The organism is Sorangium sp. So ce302 (assembly GCF_051530145.1).
Lineage (GTDB): Bacteria > Myxococcota_A > Polyangia > Polyangiales > Polyangiaceae > Sorangium > Sorangium cellulosum_B.
On record NZ_CP150326.1, the window covers coordinates 4251046 to 4266123 of the forward strand.

General features: G+C 72.1%; 12 protein-coding genes. 5 read left to right on the forward strand and 7 right to left on the reverse strand.

The window, feature by feature from the left end; genetic code table 11:
* Positions 1-32: 32 nt before the first annotated feature.
* The 4 genes from WME73_RS16250 to WME73_RS16265 form a co-directional block, all read right to left on the reverse strand.
* Positions 33-1265 (reverse strand): LNS2 domain-containing protein, encoded by a 1233-nt coding sequence (locus tag WME73_RS16250; protein WP_437916287.1) that lies wholly within the window; start codon positions 1263-1265, stop codon positions 33-35.
* Between the two features lie 18 nt (positions 1266-1283).
* Positions 1284-2453: an acyl-CoA dehydrogenase family protein gene (locus tag WME73_RS16255; protein WP_437916288.1), complete on the reverse strand. Its 1170-nt coding sequence runs from the start codon at positions 2451-2453 to the stop codon at positions 1284-1286.
* Between the two features lie 116 nt (positions 2454-2569).
* Positions 2570-4027 carry a serpin family protein gene (locus WME73_RS16260; RefSeq protein ID WP_437916289.1) on the reverse strand — a complete coding sequence of 486 codons (1458 nt, stop codon included), beginning with the start codon at positions 4025-4027 and terminating at the stop codon, positions 2570-2572.
* A 65-nt stretch (positions 4028-4092) separates the two neighbouring features.
* Complete coding sequence (locus WME73_RS16265; RefSeq protein WP_437746363.1) at positions 4093-4905, reverse strand: hypothetical protein; 813 nt, start codon at positions 4903-4905, stop codon at positions 4093-4095.
* Between the two features lie 171 nt (positions 4906-5076).
* Here WME73_RS16265 and WME73_RS16270 point away from each other — a divergent pair, with 171 nt between their 5' ends.
* Entirely contained in the window at positions 5077-5262 is a 186-nt protein-coding gene (locus tag WME73_RS16270) for a hypothetical protein (RefSeq protein WP_437746364.1), read from the forward strand.
* Positions 5263-5270: 8 nt separating this feature from the next.
* Here WME73_RS16270 and WME73_RS16275 read toward each other — a convergent pair whose 3' ends face one another.
* Both WME73_RS16275 and WME73_RS16280 read right to left on the reverse strand, forming a co-directional pair.
* The gene (locus WME73_RS16275) at positions 5271-5978 is read right to left on the reverse strand and encodes a hypothetical protein (RefSeq protein ID WP_437916290.1); all 708 of its coding nucleotides are present in this window, start codon (positions 5976-5978) and stop codon (positions 5271-5273) included.
* Between the two features lie 156 nt (positions 5979-6134).
* A complete protein-coding gene (locus WME73_RS16280; protein ID WP_437746366.1) occupies positions 6135-7811 on the reverse strand; it encodes an aminotransferase class I/II-fold pyridoxal phosphate-dependent enzyme in 1677 nt (558 codons plus the stop codon).
* A gap of 387 nt (positions 7812-8198) precedes the next feature.
* On the opposite strand from WME73_RS16280, the gene WME73_RS16285 reads away from it, so the two are divergent.
* From WME73_RS16285 to WME73_RS16300, 4 genes are all read left to right on the forward strand, one after another.
* Positions 8199-9560, forward strand: coding sequence for a sigma-54-dependent transcriptional regulator (locus WME73_RS16285; RefSeq protein ID WP_437746367.1), 1362 nt, complete (start codon positions 8199-8201; stop codon positions 9558-9560).
* 217 nt (positions 9561-9777) lie between these two features.
* Entirely contained in the window at positions 9778-11097 is a 1320-nt protein-coding gene (locus WME73_RS16290; protein ID WP_437872263.1) for a PhoH family protein, read from the forward strand.
* A gap of 81 nt (positions 11098-11178) precedes the next feature.
* Complete coding sequence (locus WME73_RS16295) at positions 11179-12288, forward strand: tyrosine/phenylalanine carboxypeptidase domain-containing protein (protein WP_437916291.1); 1110 nt, start codon at positions 11179-11181, stop codon at positions 12286-12288.
* A 329-nt stretch (positions 12289-12617) separates the two neighbouring features.
* Complete coding sequence (locus WME73_RS16300) at positions 12618-12830, forward strand: hypothetical protein (RefSeq protein ID WP_437746370.1); 213 nt, start codon at positions 12618-12620, stop codon at positions 12828-12830.
* 13 nt (positions 12831-12843) lie between these two features.
* Here WME73_RS16300 and WME73_RS16305 read toward each other — a convergent pair whose 3' ends face one another.
* Positions 12844-15018: a RecQ family ATP-dependent DNA helicase gene (locus tag WME73_RS16305; RefSeq protein WP_437916292.1), complete on the reverse strand. Its 2175-nt coding sequence runs from the start codon at positions 15016-15018 to the stop codon at positions 12844-12846.
* Positions 15019-15078 lie beyond the last annotated feature (60 nt).

The window sequence follows — 15078 nt, forward strand, 5'->3', positions numbered from 1 at the left end:
GGGCACGCAGGCCCGCGTCGCGAGCGCTTCCCTCAGGGCGCGCAGGCGGCCTGTGGGCTGAAGAGCGTCGAGACGAGGCCCCGGTAGTCTTCGTGGGGCACGCCGCCGCGGAGATCGCCGCCGAGCTTGTAATAAAAACACCGCGAGGCGGGGATCCCGGCGGCCGTGTACGTCGCCACGTCGCTCGGCATGTTGCCGAAGCCGAAGGAGGGCACGATGCCCGTGCGCGCCTTGAGCCATCCGAGCTCGATCGTCTTGTACTCGGCCGCCGCGCCGCCGAACGCGCCGGTGACGCCGATGGTGGTGTGGAGGATGCCCGGCGGGAAGCCCTGCTCTCGCAGCCAGACCCGCGTGCTGCCCACGAGCCACTCGGGGCGCGCGGTCACATAGAAAAGGTAGATCCCGCTCTCGGCGAGGGCGCGCATCGCCTCCGCCGCGCCGGGGTGCGCGGCCGGCGGGCCGCCGCCGACGAGCTCGCTCACGACCGCCACCTCGCTCGACGTGAGCGTCCCGTCGACGTCGGTCACGGCCACCTGCGCGCCGGGCGGGAGGATCTCGATGAACAGATCCGCGCTCGTGGCGTCGCCGGCCACGGCGAGGTGGACGCGGTGCCGGCCGACCTCGAGGCGCCGGCCCGCGGCGAGGTCGATGTAGACGCGCCCGCCGGTGTCCGGGATCCCCTCCGTGGTCGGGTGCGGGTGGTCGTCGTCGCTCGTCCGGAAGGTGCCGAGCCGCTCCCAGGCGCCGCTGCAGCCGCGGAGCAGGTAGGCCTCGACGTCCTCGTCCTCGAGATCGTCGTCCTGCGGCCCGTAAGCGAGCTTCGCGATGGCCCACTGAGGCCCGTCGGCGCGGGCGAAGAGGTCGCGCCCGCGGTGGCGCGGCCACCCGGCCGCGACGAGGCGCGAGCGCGTGTGTCTGAACCCGCGCGGCAGGGCAGCCGGCGGCGGCGCGTCGCAGGCCGGACGGGCCGAGCAGGCGCCCGCCCGGGGCCGCGGCGGCGCGGGAGCATCCGCCTGGCGCGGGGCACCGGCGCAGGCGACGAACGACGCGGCGGCGAGGACCAGCGGGGCGAGCGGGGCGGGGCGCAACATGTCCACGTATACCGCGTTGGTCGTGGTCGTGAACGTGGTCGTGGTCGTGGTCGTGCGCCGGCCGACGTGAATCGTGGGAGTCGAGAGCGGCGATCTCCGCGTGACGTTCACGTTCACGATCGAGCCGTTGACGACCACGACCACGACCACGACCACGACCACGACCACGACCACGACGGTGATCGCTAAGGTTCAGGTCCAGAAGCCGGTCGGTTGCCCCAGGAGCGCGGCGCCGACCTGGCCGAACCAGCCCTCTGCGGCGGCGGCGTGCTGCGAGAAGGTGTGAATGTCCCGGAACCTCCGTTGCACGGGCGAGGCGTTTCGGGCGACTCCGCCTCCGCCCGCCTGATAGCAGGCGTCCACGGCCCGGGCGGTCACCTCCGTCACCCAGGCCAGGGCGCCCGAGATCCGCGGCGCCATCGCGAGGGCGGCGCCAGGGTTGTTCACGCACGCGTCCCAGAGCTCGTCCCCCGCGTCGCGCAGCAGGGCGCGCGCCGCGCGGACGCTCGTCTCGGCGCGGCCGAGGTTCACCTGGAACAGCGGAGAGTCCGCCAGCTGGGCGCGCGCATACAGCCGCTTCTTGCCCGAGCTTGCGAGCGTCACGACGTCGTCGAGCGCCCCCTGGGCGATCCCCACGGCCACGGCCCCCATGTGGAGCACGAAGTGCAGGACCGGCGCGACGAAGCCCGGCCCGGCCACCGACGGCTGGCCCCGGAAGATATCGAACGTGTTCGCCTCGGGGCAGAAGGCCCCTTCCAGCGCGATGTCGTGGCTGCCCGTGCCACGCAGGCCGAGCACGGACCAGGTGTCGATGATGCGCGCCTCGCTCGCCGGGAACAGCATGCCCCGCATCTCCGGCGCCTCGCCCGCAGGGCCCATCCGCGGGCGGCCGCCGTCCATGATCACGCAGTTCCCGAACAGCCAGCTGGCGTGCTCGCAGCCGCTCGCGAAGCTCCAGCGCCCGGTGACCCGGTAGCCGCCGTCCGTCGCGTGGGCTTCCCCCTGCGCGTTGAAGCCGCCGCCGATGATCACATCCGGCCCGCCGGCGTAGATGGCGTCGAAGCGCTCGCGCGGCAGGAGCGAGAAGAGGTTCGGGCTCTCCGAGCCGATCATCACGGTCCAGCCGGTGGCCCCGTCCGCCCGGGCGAGCGTCTCGAGGACGTTCATCCCCGTGCGCAGATCGACCTCGTGGCCGCCGTGGCTCCTCGGCACGAACATCCGGAAGCAACCCGCCGCCTTGAGCTGGCCGAGGAGATCCGCGGGGAGGCGCCGCGCCTCCTCGATCTCCGCGCTCCGTGAGGCGATCGCGGGGGCCAGGTCACGGACGGCATGCAGCACCTTCGCGGCGTCTTCGTTCTTCATCGCTCGCTCCTCGAGATGGGGGTGGCGGAGCCCGTGAAGGCTCGGCAAAACGGCTCATCGTACGGCGGCTCTGGCGCTCCGCGCGGACTTTCGGCCCCCCTCCGCCGGGAGGAACGTCATCGCGGGTCGGTCACGCGGCCCATGAACAGCACGGCGCCTGTCGCGACGTCGCGGATCAGGAACACGAACGGGTGATCCGCGCGGAACACCTGGGGCAGCGCCGGGGCCGACCGTGTCGTCATGACGACCCCCGTGGCCGCGGCGGCCTCGGTCCCTTCCTCGTTGACCTCCACGAACGCCTTGTGGCGGACCTGGGAGATGAAGAGCGGCTCCGCCCTCGTGATCCCGGTAAAATCGGCCTTCTTGTCGTCGAACGCGAGCGGCATGCCCAGCGCGCTCAGGGTCGCCGACAGCTCGAGCTCGGCGGTCATCTTGAAGCGCGGGAGCGCCACGTCGACCCGCGCCGGATGGAGCGCCTCCACGTACGACTTGAGCTCCCCCGCCGCCAGGCGCTGCTCCACCTTCGCCAGCCCGTCCACCTGCTCGGGCAGGACGACGACCATGGCCAGCCGGCGCTCGGGGCTCTGCGCCTCGTACGCGAGCTCCAGCACCGACGCGTCAGCGGCCTTTCCAAAGCCCGCCAGGAGCGTCTTGCGCATCATCGGCACGGCCGGCGCCGTCCCGGGCTTGACCGTGAACGGCTCGTTCTTGGTGGCCTGCTTGTCGAACGGCGTCGCCCACTTCCCCTTGAAGTAGACGGCGTTCGTGAGGACGAGCCGTGTGAGACCGGTGATGCTGCCGGCGGGCATCAGGTCCTTGATCTTCCCGTTCGTCTGTTGTTCGACCCATTGATTGATGCGCCCCCGCGCCGGCTCGCTCCCGCCCTTGAAATCGACGAGCTCGATCCCGGCCCCGTAGTGCTGCTGGGTGGTGCTCTGGAACGCGGGCTCGATCGGCAGCCCGGCCTGGCCCCACAGCCGGTTGGCGATCCGGAGCTCGGGCCCCTTGGGCCCGGTCGTCAGCGCCAGCTCCTTGAGGAGCCCGGCGAACGCGGGGTGGAGCGCCTCGGGCGGGAGCGTGAACTCGAGCGTCTTCGCCATCTGAGCCGCCGTCTCGCCGCGGGCGCCGGCGTAGGTCATGGCCAGCGCGGTCGAGATGCTCGCCGGCGAGAAGAAGAGCTTGTCTTTCGTGGCGGCGAGCTTGCCGTAGAGGCGCTGCGCGAACGCGGCGTTCGTGTCCGCGAGCGCCGTGGCCGGCGGCGGCGGATCCGGCTGCTGAGCGTCCGGCAGGGCGGGCTCGCTCGGCCCAGGGGCCGCCGCCTCGGAGGCCGGCTTCGCGCCGGGACAGACGTGCTCCCACCGGCACGCCCCGCCCTCGGCGCGCGTGCACTGCGGGCTGCCGGTGGAGCCGTCGTCGCAGACGCGGGCGATCATCGCGAGGGGGCCGCAGTCGGCGGGCTGGCACGCGGACGCGCTCGGGGCCGGCGCGGCCGGCGGGACGCTATCCCGGGCCTGACATCCGAGCCCCAGCAACGTGCACAGCGCGGTCGTGAAGAACGAGATCGGTCTGGCCATGGCGCTGCGGTACCAGCGCCCGAGGCCGGTGGGAAGCTCGACCCGCCGCCGCGCGGCGCGCGTCGTCAGAAGTTGTGGATGAACGTGAACCGGCCGGCGAGCTTGTACTTCTCCTCGATCTGGCTCTCCTTTTGCGTCTCGTAGCCGACGTACAGGAGCAGCTTGTTTCCCGTGCCGTAGTTCAGCCCGATCACGCCGCCGACCTGCAGGCTGGCGAGGCCGCTCTCGTCGACGTCCGCACCGGCGGTCAACGGGTCGTCCTCGAGCGTGACCTCGTTGAGGTCGACCGTGGCCTCGAGGTGCGGGCCGATGCCGAAGTCGTCGATGGGGTAGTAGAGCAGGAAGTCCCGCGTGTAGACGTAGTTCTGGACGCTCTCGTTGAACATGCTGGAGAACGACCCCAGGATCCACGACTCGAAGTAAACGGGCTTCGAGTCGACGAAGGTGAACAGCTGCGGGGCGACCAGCGCCGCCGGCTGCATCGTCATGAAGTTGAACGAGAAACCCACCATCGGGTTGATGATGACAGGGCCCATCGTGAAGGCGGGGCCGATGTCGAACTCCGCGGTTCCCTGCGTCGTGAGGTAGATGTCGCTCGAGAGGCTGATGGGGCCGACCTGGTGCGTGGCGCCGGCCCAGAGCTGGAGACCGAGGCTGTCTGCGTCGAAGCGGAACCAGCTCGGGATCTGGCTCGCCTGCGGCGCCGGCGCGGCGGGCTCCGCCGCGGGCGTCGGCGCGGCCGTCGCCCCGGCCGCGGCCGCTGCGCCCGGATCAGCCGAGGGCGGCGCGGGATCCTGAGCCCAGGCGGCCGGCGACGCGAGCAACCCCACGACGCAAGCGAGCGCCGAGCAACATCTCCGCATATCGTTCTCCATCATCGAATTGCCTCCTCTGCGCAGCATGAGGTGAAAGCAACATGAAACGTGAGAGCAACATGAAACGTGAGAGCAACATGAAACGTGAGAGCAACATGAAACGTGAGAGCAACATGAAACGTAGCGGCAGTCGGTCGACACTAACGTAATGGAGAGCGGTTAGGCAAAGCCGATGTGCACGGGAAGCCCCCGAGCGGCGCGCGCGGCGGCGTGGCCTGCCCGCGCCGGCGCACCTCGCTGGCCACAGGCGTCGATCGGGCAGGGGAGCGGCTTGAGCCGTCGACGGCGCTCGACCGGGCGAGGGTGCCGTTCGCCGAGGGCCGGGGGCGCGCAGGGGGAGAGGGCCTGCGCGTGGTTTGAGAGGAGGATCACAGGGGGATGTGCTGGATGCCCGCGGCCGCCCCGAGCGACGCCAGCGCGGCGGCCCCGACGAGGAGCAGCGTCATCTTCAGCAACGTCCCCTCGATCTGGTCCGTGACGAGGCCGTCGACGCCCTGGGCGAGCTCGTCCCGCACCTTCAGCAGGTCGATGCCGCCTCCCTGGTTGGCCTCGTTGCGGAAGCGCGCCAGCGTCAGCGTCTCGATGGTCCCGAGCAGCTGCGCCTCGATCCTGCGCCGCAGGAACCCCCGCACGCCGCCCCCTGTCGGCGCGGCCTGCACCCTGTGGATCACGGCGAGGCGCAGGCGCTTCACCGCCTCGTTGAGCGGGACGCGCTCCACCGCCTGCGCCATCCGCCCGCCGCGGGCGCCCGCCTCGGCCTGCTCGGAGACGCCGAGCAGCCGCTCGAACACGGAGCTCACGAGCATCCCGCCGAGGCGCTTCGCCCGCACGATCTGCAGGATGCCGGTGCCGAGCGCCCGCTTCCACGACAGCGTGAAGCCGATCACGGCGGAGAGCGCGAGCGCCGCGACGGCCGCCAGCGCCCCGCGCAGCGCCGAGCCGCCGGCCGCGATGGCATACGACGAGGCGGCGAGCACGAGGGCCAGGAACGACATGGCCGCGGCGGTCAGGAAGAAAGAGCGGAGCGCAGGTCCCAGCGCACCGGCGACGCCTTGCGCGAACGGTCGAAGATCCATGACCGCTCAGCTGACCACGCCCGCCGCGCGGCGAAAATGCCGAACGTGGCGGGCGCGCGTCGATCACGTCGAGCGCGGGGAGCGGGCCCGGAGGGCGCTCCTCCCGGCTCACCGGCTCACCGGCTCACCGGCTCACCGGCTCACCGGCTCACCGGCTCAGATGACGCCGAACTTCTTGCCGACCTTCTCGAACGCCTCGAGCGCGTGATCGAGGTGCTTGCGCTCGTGGGTCGCCATGTAGCTCGTGCGGAGGACCTGCTGCTTGGGCGGGACGCCGGGCGTGATGAACGGATTCACGTAGAGCGAGTAGTCGTCGAGGAGCGACTTCCACATCATCACGGTCTTGAGATCGTCGCGGATGTAGATGGGGATGACGGCCGTCTCGGTCTTGCCGAGCTCGAAGCCGAGCCGCTGCAGCTCCGTGCGCATGTACGTGAAGTTCTCGCGGAGCTTCTCCTGGCGCCAGGGCTCCTCCTGCATGACCTCCAGCGAGGCCATGGCGGCGGCCACGCAGGGCGGCGCGGCGCTCGCCGCGAAGAGGAAGCTGTAGGCAAAATGCTGAATATAATCGAGCACCTTTCGCTCACCGACGAGCCAGCCGCCGATCGAGGCGAGCGACTTCGAGAAGGTGCCGCCGATGAGGTCGACCTCCTTCTCGAGGCCGAAGTGCGCGGCGGTGCCGCGGCCCCCGGGGCCGATGACGCCGAGCGCGTGCGCGTCGTCGACGAGGAGCCGCGCCTTGTGCTTCTTCACCACCTCGACGATCCCGGGCAGACTCGCGATCTCGCCCTGGGCGCTGAAGACGCCGTCGGTGATCACGAGGGCGCCCTCGGTGTCGGCGAGCTCGGAGAGCGCGCTGTCGAGCGCGGCGGGATCGCTGTGCTTGTAGCGCACCATCCGGGCGCCGGCCGCCTGCGCGAGCCGCACGCCGTCGTAGATGGATGCGTGATCGTCCTTGTCGATCATCGCGACGCTCCGCTTGTTGCTGAGGAGCGCCGAGATGGTCGCGATGTTCACCTGATAGCCCGTCGTGAACACGAGCCCCGCCTCCTTGCCGTGGAAGGCGGCGAGCTTCTGCTCGAGCTCGTTGTGGAGGCGCATCGACCCGTTCACGAGCCGCGAGCCGGTCATGCTGGTGCCGTATTTGTCGATGGCGTTCCGCGCGGCTTCCCGCACCTTCGGGTGGGTCGTCAGCCCGAGGTAGTTGTTCGAGCCGAGCATGATCACGGTCCGGCCCTCGAGCTGCGCCTCGGGGCCGTTGTTGAAGTCGAGCGGGCGGAAGAAGGGGTAGACGCCCATGGCGCGGGCGTTGTCCGCGGTCATGAACTTGTACGCCTTCTCGAACACGTCGCGCCCGCCGATCCGCGACAGCGACGTCCGCGCCGCCATCTGCGTCGCGAGCTGCTGCTCGGCCGCCGCGGCCACGTAGGTGCCGGCGCCGTTCGAGCCCACGCCGTTCACGTGTGTGCGGGCGGCGGCGCGCTCGGCGGTACGCTCGCGCAGCGCGTCGCTGCTCGCCGTGTCCTCCACGACGGACAGCCCCGCGCCCCCCGCGCCGGGCGCGGCGGGCTGGCGGGCCGCCGCGCGGGACGGCGTCGCCACGTGGACGCCGGCCTCGTCGTCGAGCGCGGGATCGATGTTCGGGAGCGCGTGCCCGTTGAGCAGGATGTCCCAGGCCTCCGCGGCCCGCTCCCGGGCGGCGCGCAGGCGGTTCTTCGCGTCCATGACCCCCGTGGCGAGCCGCATCACGCGATCGTTGCTGACGACACGGACGACCACGCCCGACGAGGTGAGCTTCTTTGCTTGGTCGACCAGACGATCCTTCATCCTCATGCCCTGGCTCCTCACGCGATCGAATTAAGGGGCGCGGTCCTGTCCGCGAAAGCCGCTCCGGCGTGCAGGATCGAGGCCTCTCGGGCCCCAGCTGGTTCCCTGCGCGTGTCGCCGCTAAAGCAGCCTGCGCGGGCCGCGTCAACTGCCACCACCGCGTCGTCCCGGCGTGCCGCGAGCGCCGCGAAGCGCCGTCGCCGCGCACGCGCATTCCGCGTCGCGCAGGGGCGTTCGCGTGGTGCGCGGCGACGTTCGCAGAGCTCGCCCGCCAGGAGCCCGCACGCGCTGCGCCCGACTCCCAAACACCGCGGATGACAGGCTGCGGCAGGGGCAAAGACGCAACTCGTTGCGGAGTGGTGCGCGCCGGTGTAGGAAAAGTTTTCAGGGTGTATGCGCCGTGTCCTAGTCGTTGACGACGAAGAAAACCTGCGCCTCGTGGTGCGCACCTTCCTCAAGCGGGATGGCTACGAAGTCGAGGCGGTCTCGAGCGGCGAGGAGGCGCTCGCGATGGTCGAGACGTTCGGGCCCGACGTCATCCTGACCGACGTGCGGATGCCCAGGATGGGCGGGCTCGATCTGCTGGCGACGCTGAAGGCCAAGGGCAACGAGGCCACGGTCATCGTGATGAGCGCCTACGGCAACGTCGACCTGGCGATCGAGGCGATGAAGGCGGGCGCCTACGATTACCTCCAGAAGCCGTTCAAGGCCGAGGAGGTGCTGCTCACGCTCCGCAAGGCCGAGGAGCGGGAGGCGCTCCGCCGCGAGAACCGCGTGCTGCGCCAGGAGATCCGGCGGGAGAACCTCTTCGAGGAGATCCTCGCGAAGAGCCCGCCGATGCAGGTGATCTTCAAGACGATCGCGAAGGTCGCCGACTACAAGACCACGGCGCTCATCACGGGCGAGAGCGGCGTCGGCAAGGAGCTCGTGGCCCGGGCGATCCACCGGCGGTCGAGCCGCCGCGGCGGTCCGTTCGTCGCGGTCAACTGCGGCGCCATCCCGGAGAACCTGCTGGAGAGCGAGCTCTTCGGGTACAAGCGGGGCGCGTTCACCGACGCGGTGAACGACAGGGCGGGGCTGTTCGAGCAGGCGAACCACGGCACGCTGCTGCTCGACGAGATCGGCGAGCTGCCGCTCCCGCTGCAGGTGAAGCTGCTCCGGGTGCTCCAGGAGGAGACGCTCCGCCGGCTGGGGGACAGCAAGGACATCAAGGTCGACGTCCGCATCCTCGCGGCGACCCACCGCGACCTGATGGCCGAGACGCAGGCCGGCCGGTTCCGCGAGGACCTCTTCTACCGGATCAACGTGCTCCCGATCGCGATCCCTCCGCTCCGCGAGCGGCGGGAGGACATCCCGATCCTCATGGATCACTTCCTCGCGAGGAACAACGCGCGGTTCGGCATCAACATCCGCGGCTTCGAGCCCGAGGCGAGGCGGCTGCTCCTGGAGTACCGCTGGCCGGGCAACGTGCGGGAGCTGGAGAACACCGTCGAGCGCGCCATGGTGCTCTGCGAGGGCGAGCGCATCGGCGAGGCCGACCTGCCCGAGCGGATCCGCGAGGCGCGCGATCCGATCCAGATGCAGCTGACGAGCGGCGAGCTGTCGATCAAGAAGACGTCCCGCGTCATCGAGGAGATCCTCATCCGCCGCGCGCTCCAGAAGACGAAGGGCAACCGGACCAAGGCGGCCGAGGTGCTGGAGATCAGCCACCGGGCGCTGCTCTACAAGATCAAGGACTACCGGATCGATCTCTGACGACGACGGGCCGGCTGGGAGTCGACGGGGACGACGCGACGACTGTATGTTCCAGATCCGGCCGAGTCGAAGGTCGGTATTCTCCAGATGTCCGGGCGAGGCCCGCGCCGATGCATGGGTCAACGCGTGACCGCGCGCGTGACGACAGCCAGGCGCGGGCGGCACAACAGCTCTCTTGCGCCCGTCGCTTCAGGCGGCTACGTCGTCCCGCTCCCCCATGAAGAAGAATTACGTTCTCGACGCGAACGTCCTCCTCCACGATCCGCACGCGATCTTCAGGTTCGAGGACAACGACGTCATCATCCCGATCTACGCGATCGAGGAGATCGATCAGTTCAAGCGGGAGGGCTCCGAGCGCGGGCGCAACGCGAGGACGATCGCCCGGCTGCTCGACGAGGTCCGCGGCGCCGGGACGCTCGCGACCGGGGTGCTGCTCGAGAGCGGCGGAACGCTGCGGATCGCGATCCCGGAGCGGCGGCCGGAGCTGCTCGTGGGGCTGGAGTCCGGATCGCAGGACAACGCTATCCTTCAGACGGCGATCGACATCCGCGATCGGCACAAGGATCGGCCGACCATCTTCGTGACGATGGACACGAACCTCCGGATCCGCGCCGACGCGCTCGGGATCCCGGCGGAGACGTACGAGAACCAGCGGGTGCACGACCCGGCCATCGAGCAGTCGGTGGTGGAGCTCGAGGTGCCCGGCGCCGAGGTCGACGCGTTCTTCCAGAACGGCTTTCTCGCCGGCGCCAACCTCGCGGATTTGTTGCCGAATTCTGCGGTGCTGCTCCGCGACGCGGGGGCGCCGAGCCACACGGCGCTCGGCCGGTTCGACGCGGCGCGCGGGCAGATCGTCGCGCTTCGCGTCGGGCGGGAGGGGGTGATGGGGGTCCGGCCGCGCAACAAGGAGCAGGCGTTCGCGCTGGACCTCCTGCTCGACGATTCGGTCCGGCTGATCACGCTGATCGGCAAGGCCGGGACGGGCAAGACGCTCCTCGCGCTCGCGGCGGCGCTCAAGCGGACGACCGAGGACAACGCCTACAGCCGCCTGCTCGTGAGCCGGCCGATCATGCCGCTCGGGCGCGATCTGGGCTTCCTTCCGGGCGACGTGGACGAGAAGCTGAACCCGTGGATGCAGCCGATCTTCGACAACCTCGAGTTCCTGTTCTCGAACGGCGGCACGAGGCCGGGGCGCGACGCGCGCGGCTTCGTGGAGCTCCTGGAGAGCGGGCAGATCCAGGTCGAGCCGCTGACCTACATCCGGGGGCGCAGCCTGCCGCACCAGTACCTCATCGTGGACGAGGCCCAGAACCTCACCCCGCACGAGGTGAAGACGATCATCACGCGGTGCGGCGAGGGGACCAAGATCGTGCTGACCGGCGACCCTCAGCAGATCGACAACCCGTACGTGGACCACGCGTCGAACGGCCTGCTCGTGGTGGCGGAGCGGTTCAGGCGCGAGCGCATCGCGGGTCACGTGGTGCTCGCCAAGGGCGAGCGCAGCGAGCTCGCGGAGCTCGCGGCGAACCTGCTCTGAGGCGGGTGGCACCGGGCGCGCGGCGCTCTCACGGAGCAGGGGCACACGGGGCGGGGGCGTCTTTGGAAGGAGCGGCGGGCCGTGGCACGGCGTCCTCGAGCTAGATCGGCCGAGCGGCCGGCGCCTCCGGCGTGGGTGCCGGACGCGGATCGGCTCCTCGGCGCCGCGGCGCGGCGGATCCGCGTCGTCGGGTCGAGCACGCCGGTGAACCTCGTCGAGGAGCTCGCGCGGCTCGCCGCCTCCTGGGCTCGGAGCGGCGGGGAGCTCCCGCGGTTCGCCTACGCGCCCGCGCAGGACCACAGCGATCTCCGGAAGGCGATGGAGGCGGCGGCCGAGCGCCTCGTCGGGCAGGGCGAGCTCGGCGCGGTCTACGCCGGCCGCGCGAGCGAGCTCGCCGCGGAGGCCGCCATCTGCGAGGCCGCGGGCGGGGCCGGGTGCTGGGCCGCCGCGCGCCGCCGCTACGCCGCGCGCGACGCGTTCGACGAGCAGGCGGACGCGCTCGCCGCGGCCTGGGTCGAGCAGGAGGCGGGCGCCGCGTCGAGCGACGAGGAGCGGGTGCGGAGCGATGACGCGCGCTCGCCCCGGTCGCTCGTGTCGCGGATGCGCCGCGAGATCGGGGAGTGGCGCCTGCCCCTCCGGGTCGTGATCGCCGACATCGCGCCGCTCGCCGCGACGGGCGACGGGGTGATCCAGGTCGCGCGGGGGCGCATGCTCACGCGCGACGACGTCGAGCGCACGGTGCTCCACGAGATCGAGGGGCACGCGGCGCCCAGCGTGCGCGCCGCGGCGCGCCCGCTCGGGATCTTCGCGATCGGGACCGCGAACGGGGGCGACGATCAGGAGGGCTGGGCGCTCGCGCGAGAGCGCGCCGCGGGGTACCTGGTCGGCGCCCGCCGGATCGAGCTCGGGCTGCGCCACCTCGCCGCGCGGAGCGTCGAGCGCGGCGCGGGCTTCGTCGAGACCGCGCGGCTCCTCGAGGCGCGCGGCGCGCGCTCCACGGGGGACGCCCTGCGCATCGCGGCGCGTGTCCACCGGGGCGGCGGCCTCGCGCGGGAGGTCGTCTACCTGCCGGCGCTGCTGCGGGTCGAGGCGCTGCTCGTGGAGCAGCCAGCGCTGGGACCGGTGCTCGCCTCGGGCCGGGTCTCGGTGGGCGCGGCAGCGTCGCTCTCGTCCTGGGCGAGGGAGAGGTGAGGGATCGTGGCTGCCCAGCTCGACCGGGGTTGCCCGCCTCGATCGGGAGGATGGGAAGCAGGGAACAAAAGTCCGATCCTCGCTGAACTTCGCACCTTCCTGTGAAGCCGATCCCATGAAATGAAGGCATCGCCGGCCGGGTGAGGAGCGGGCGAGAAAGGGGGCTGCGTGAAGGGAAGGATCACTCCAGCCGTGCGAGCACGGCATGGAACGCGCTTGACGTGGTGGCCGGCGGGCGGGCTGCCTCGCGCGTGTGGTCGCATCCGGGTCGACCGCGCGGCGTGCGGCGGCGGTCCTGGGCGCGGATGGGCCGGTGGGCGGAGGCGGGCATGAACTCGAAGAAGGCCATGGAGAGGGAACCCAGACGGCCGCCGAGGGGAGGCGAGGCCCCGACGGTTGTCCTCAAGGGTGACCTCCATGTCCTGGATCTCGGCGCGGGCCTGATGCTCGACGTGTTCATCAACGTCGAGGGGCGCCTGACGACCTTCGTCAGCCTGGATGGCCAGCTCATCGCGGAGCTCCGCGTCACGGGTCTCGCCTGAGGTCCCGGGCCGATCAGGGGCCCGAGAACTCCCGGACGACGCGAAGGATGCCCTCCCCGTAGCTCGAGATCTTCGCCTGCCCCATGCCGCGTGCGAGCGCGAGGTCGTCGAGCGACGCGGGCCGGATCCGCGCGATCTCCCGGAGCGTCCGGTCGTGCGCGATGACGTAGGCGGGCAGCGACTTCTCCTTCGCGAGCGCGGCCCTGTGGGCCCGGAGCGCCTCGAACAGCGGCACGTCGCGCTCCTCTAGCTCGACGCCGGGCTCCGCTTGCGCGCGCGAGGCGGGGAGGGGGGCGCCCGGCGCAGGGCGCGCCGCGTCGTCGTGGGTCGCGGCGGACGAGAGCGCCTGCGGGGCCGGCTGCGTGCGCGCCCGCGGGGAGGGCGCGGCCGCCGGCGAGCGCGCGGCGGACGGGCCCGGCGCCGCGCGGCGCGGCCGCCGGCGCGCGGCGGGGACCGGGAGCCGCACCCGCGCGGGCACGTCTCCGCGCATCACGCGCCAGCCCGCCGGCGTGATGAGGGGGACGGGGAACTCGCCGGTCGTGAGATCGATCCACGCGTTGGCGAGCAGCGCGCGAAGGATCGACATCGCCTCGTCGTGGCTCTTCCTCTCGAGGACGCCGAACGTCGAGAGCCGGTCGAGCCCCATGCGTCGGACGCGCTCGTTCGACTCGCCGATCAGCATCGACGCGACCGCCTGCATCCCGGCGCCGCCCTTCACCCGCGCGACGCCGGCGAGCGCGCGGCGCACGAGGTCGTTGTCGCGGGCGAGCGCGGCCGGGTCGCTCGCCTCGAGGGCGTCGACCTCCAGGCAGACGTCGCAGTGGCCGCAGCCGCCGAGCGACTCTGCCTCGTCGCCGAAGTAGCGGAGGATGAAGTCGTGCCGGCACGTCGCGGCGTCGACGTAGCGGAGCAGCTCGCGGAACAGCCCCCAGGCGCGCGCGGCGTCGTCGGCGCTCGCCTCGACGCCCCCCTCGCCGAGCTGGCAGAGCCGGCGGCGCAGCGCGATGTCCGCGGGCGCGAACAAGAGGAGGCCGCGGGCCGGGGCGCCGTCCCGCCCGGCGCGGCCGACCTCCTGGTAGTACGCCTCGATCGACGACGGCGGCTGGGCGTGCACGACGAGGCGGACGTCGGGGCGATCGATCCCCATGCCGAAGGCGTTCGTGGCCACGACCACGGAGAGGCTGCGATCGGCGAAGCCCGCCGAGATGCGCGCGCGGGACTCGGGGGCGAGCCCGGCGTGGTACGCTTCCGCGTTCCAGCCGCCGTCGCGGAGCGCCTCGGCGAGGCGCTCGGCTCCCTTGCGGGTGGCCGCGTAGACGATGCCCGCCCCGCGGGGCCGGCCGGGATCGCCGAGGGCCTCCAGCAGCGCGCGCGCCGTGCGGCGCCCGGCCTCGCGCGGGCCGTCGACCGCGGAGACCTGCAGGTGGAGGTTGGGCCGGGCGAAGCCGCGCAGGATCACCTTGGGCGGCGGCTCCTCGGGGCCGCGCCCGCTCACCGCATCGCCGCCGCCGTCGCCCGCGCCTTCGGGCGCGGGCAGCGGCCAGCCGAGCCGGCGGATGATCTCGTCGCGCGCGTCGGGGGTCGCCGTCGCGGTGCAGGCGAGGACCCGGGGCGGCCGGAGCCGCGCGAGCGCGGCGCCGATGCGCAGGTAGTCGGGCCGGAAGTCGTGCCCCCACTGGACGATGCAGTGCGCCTCGTCGACGGCGACGAGCGAGAGGCGGCACGCGGCGAGCGCCTCGAGGAACCCGTCGAGGGCGAGGCGCTCGGGCGCGGCGTAGACGAGCTTGTACTCGCCGCGGCGGAGGGCGGCGAGGCGGCGGCCGTTCTCCTCGCGCGCGAGGCTGGACGCGATGAACGTCGCCGGGATGCCGCGCGCCTCGAGGGCGCGGACCTGATCTTCCATCAGGGAGATGAGCGGGCTCAGGACGAGCGCCGTGCCGGGCAGGGCGACGGCCGGGAGCTGGTAGCAGAGCGACTTGCCGCCGCCGGTCGGGGCGACCACGAGGACGCGCCCCGCGCCCCCGAGCAGGGCCTCGATCGCCTCGCGCTGCCACGGCCGGAACGCGGCGATGCCGAACCGCTCCGCGAGCACGGCGTCGAGCGACGGCGGCGGGCTCTCCGGCGGGCGCAGCGGGGAGGGGGCGAGGCGCTCGGTCACGATCGGCGAGGGGCGTTCAGCGAGGACCATGGCGGCGTCATCGAGCGAGCGCCGTGCCTGCCGAGAGCCCTAGCATTTTCGCGCGCTTGC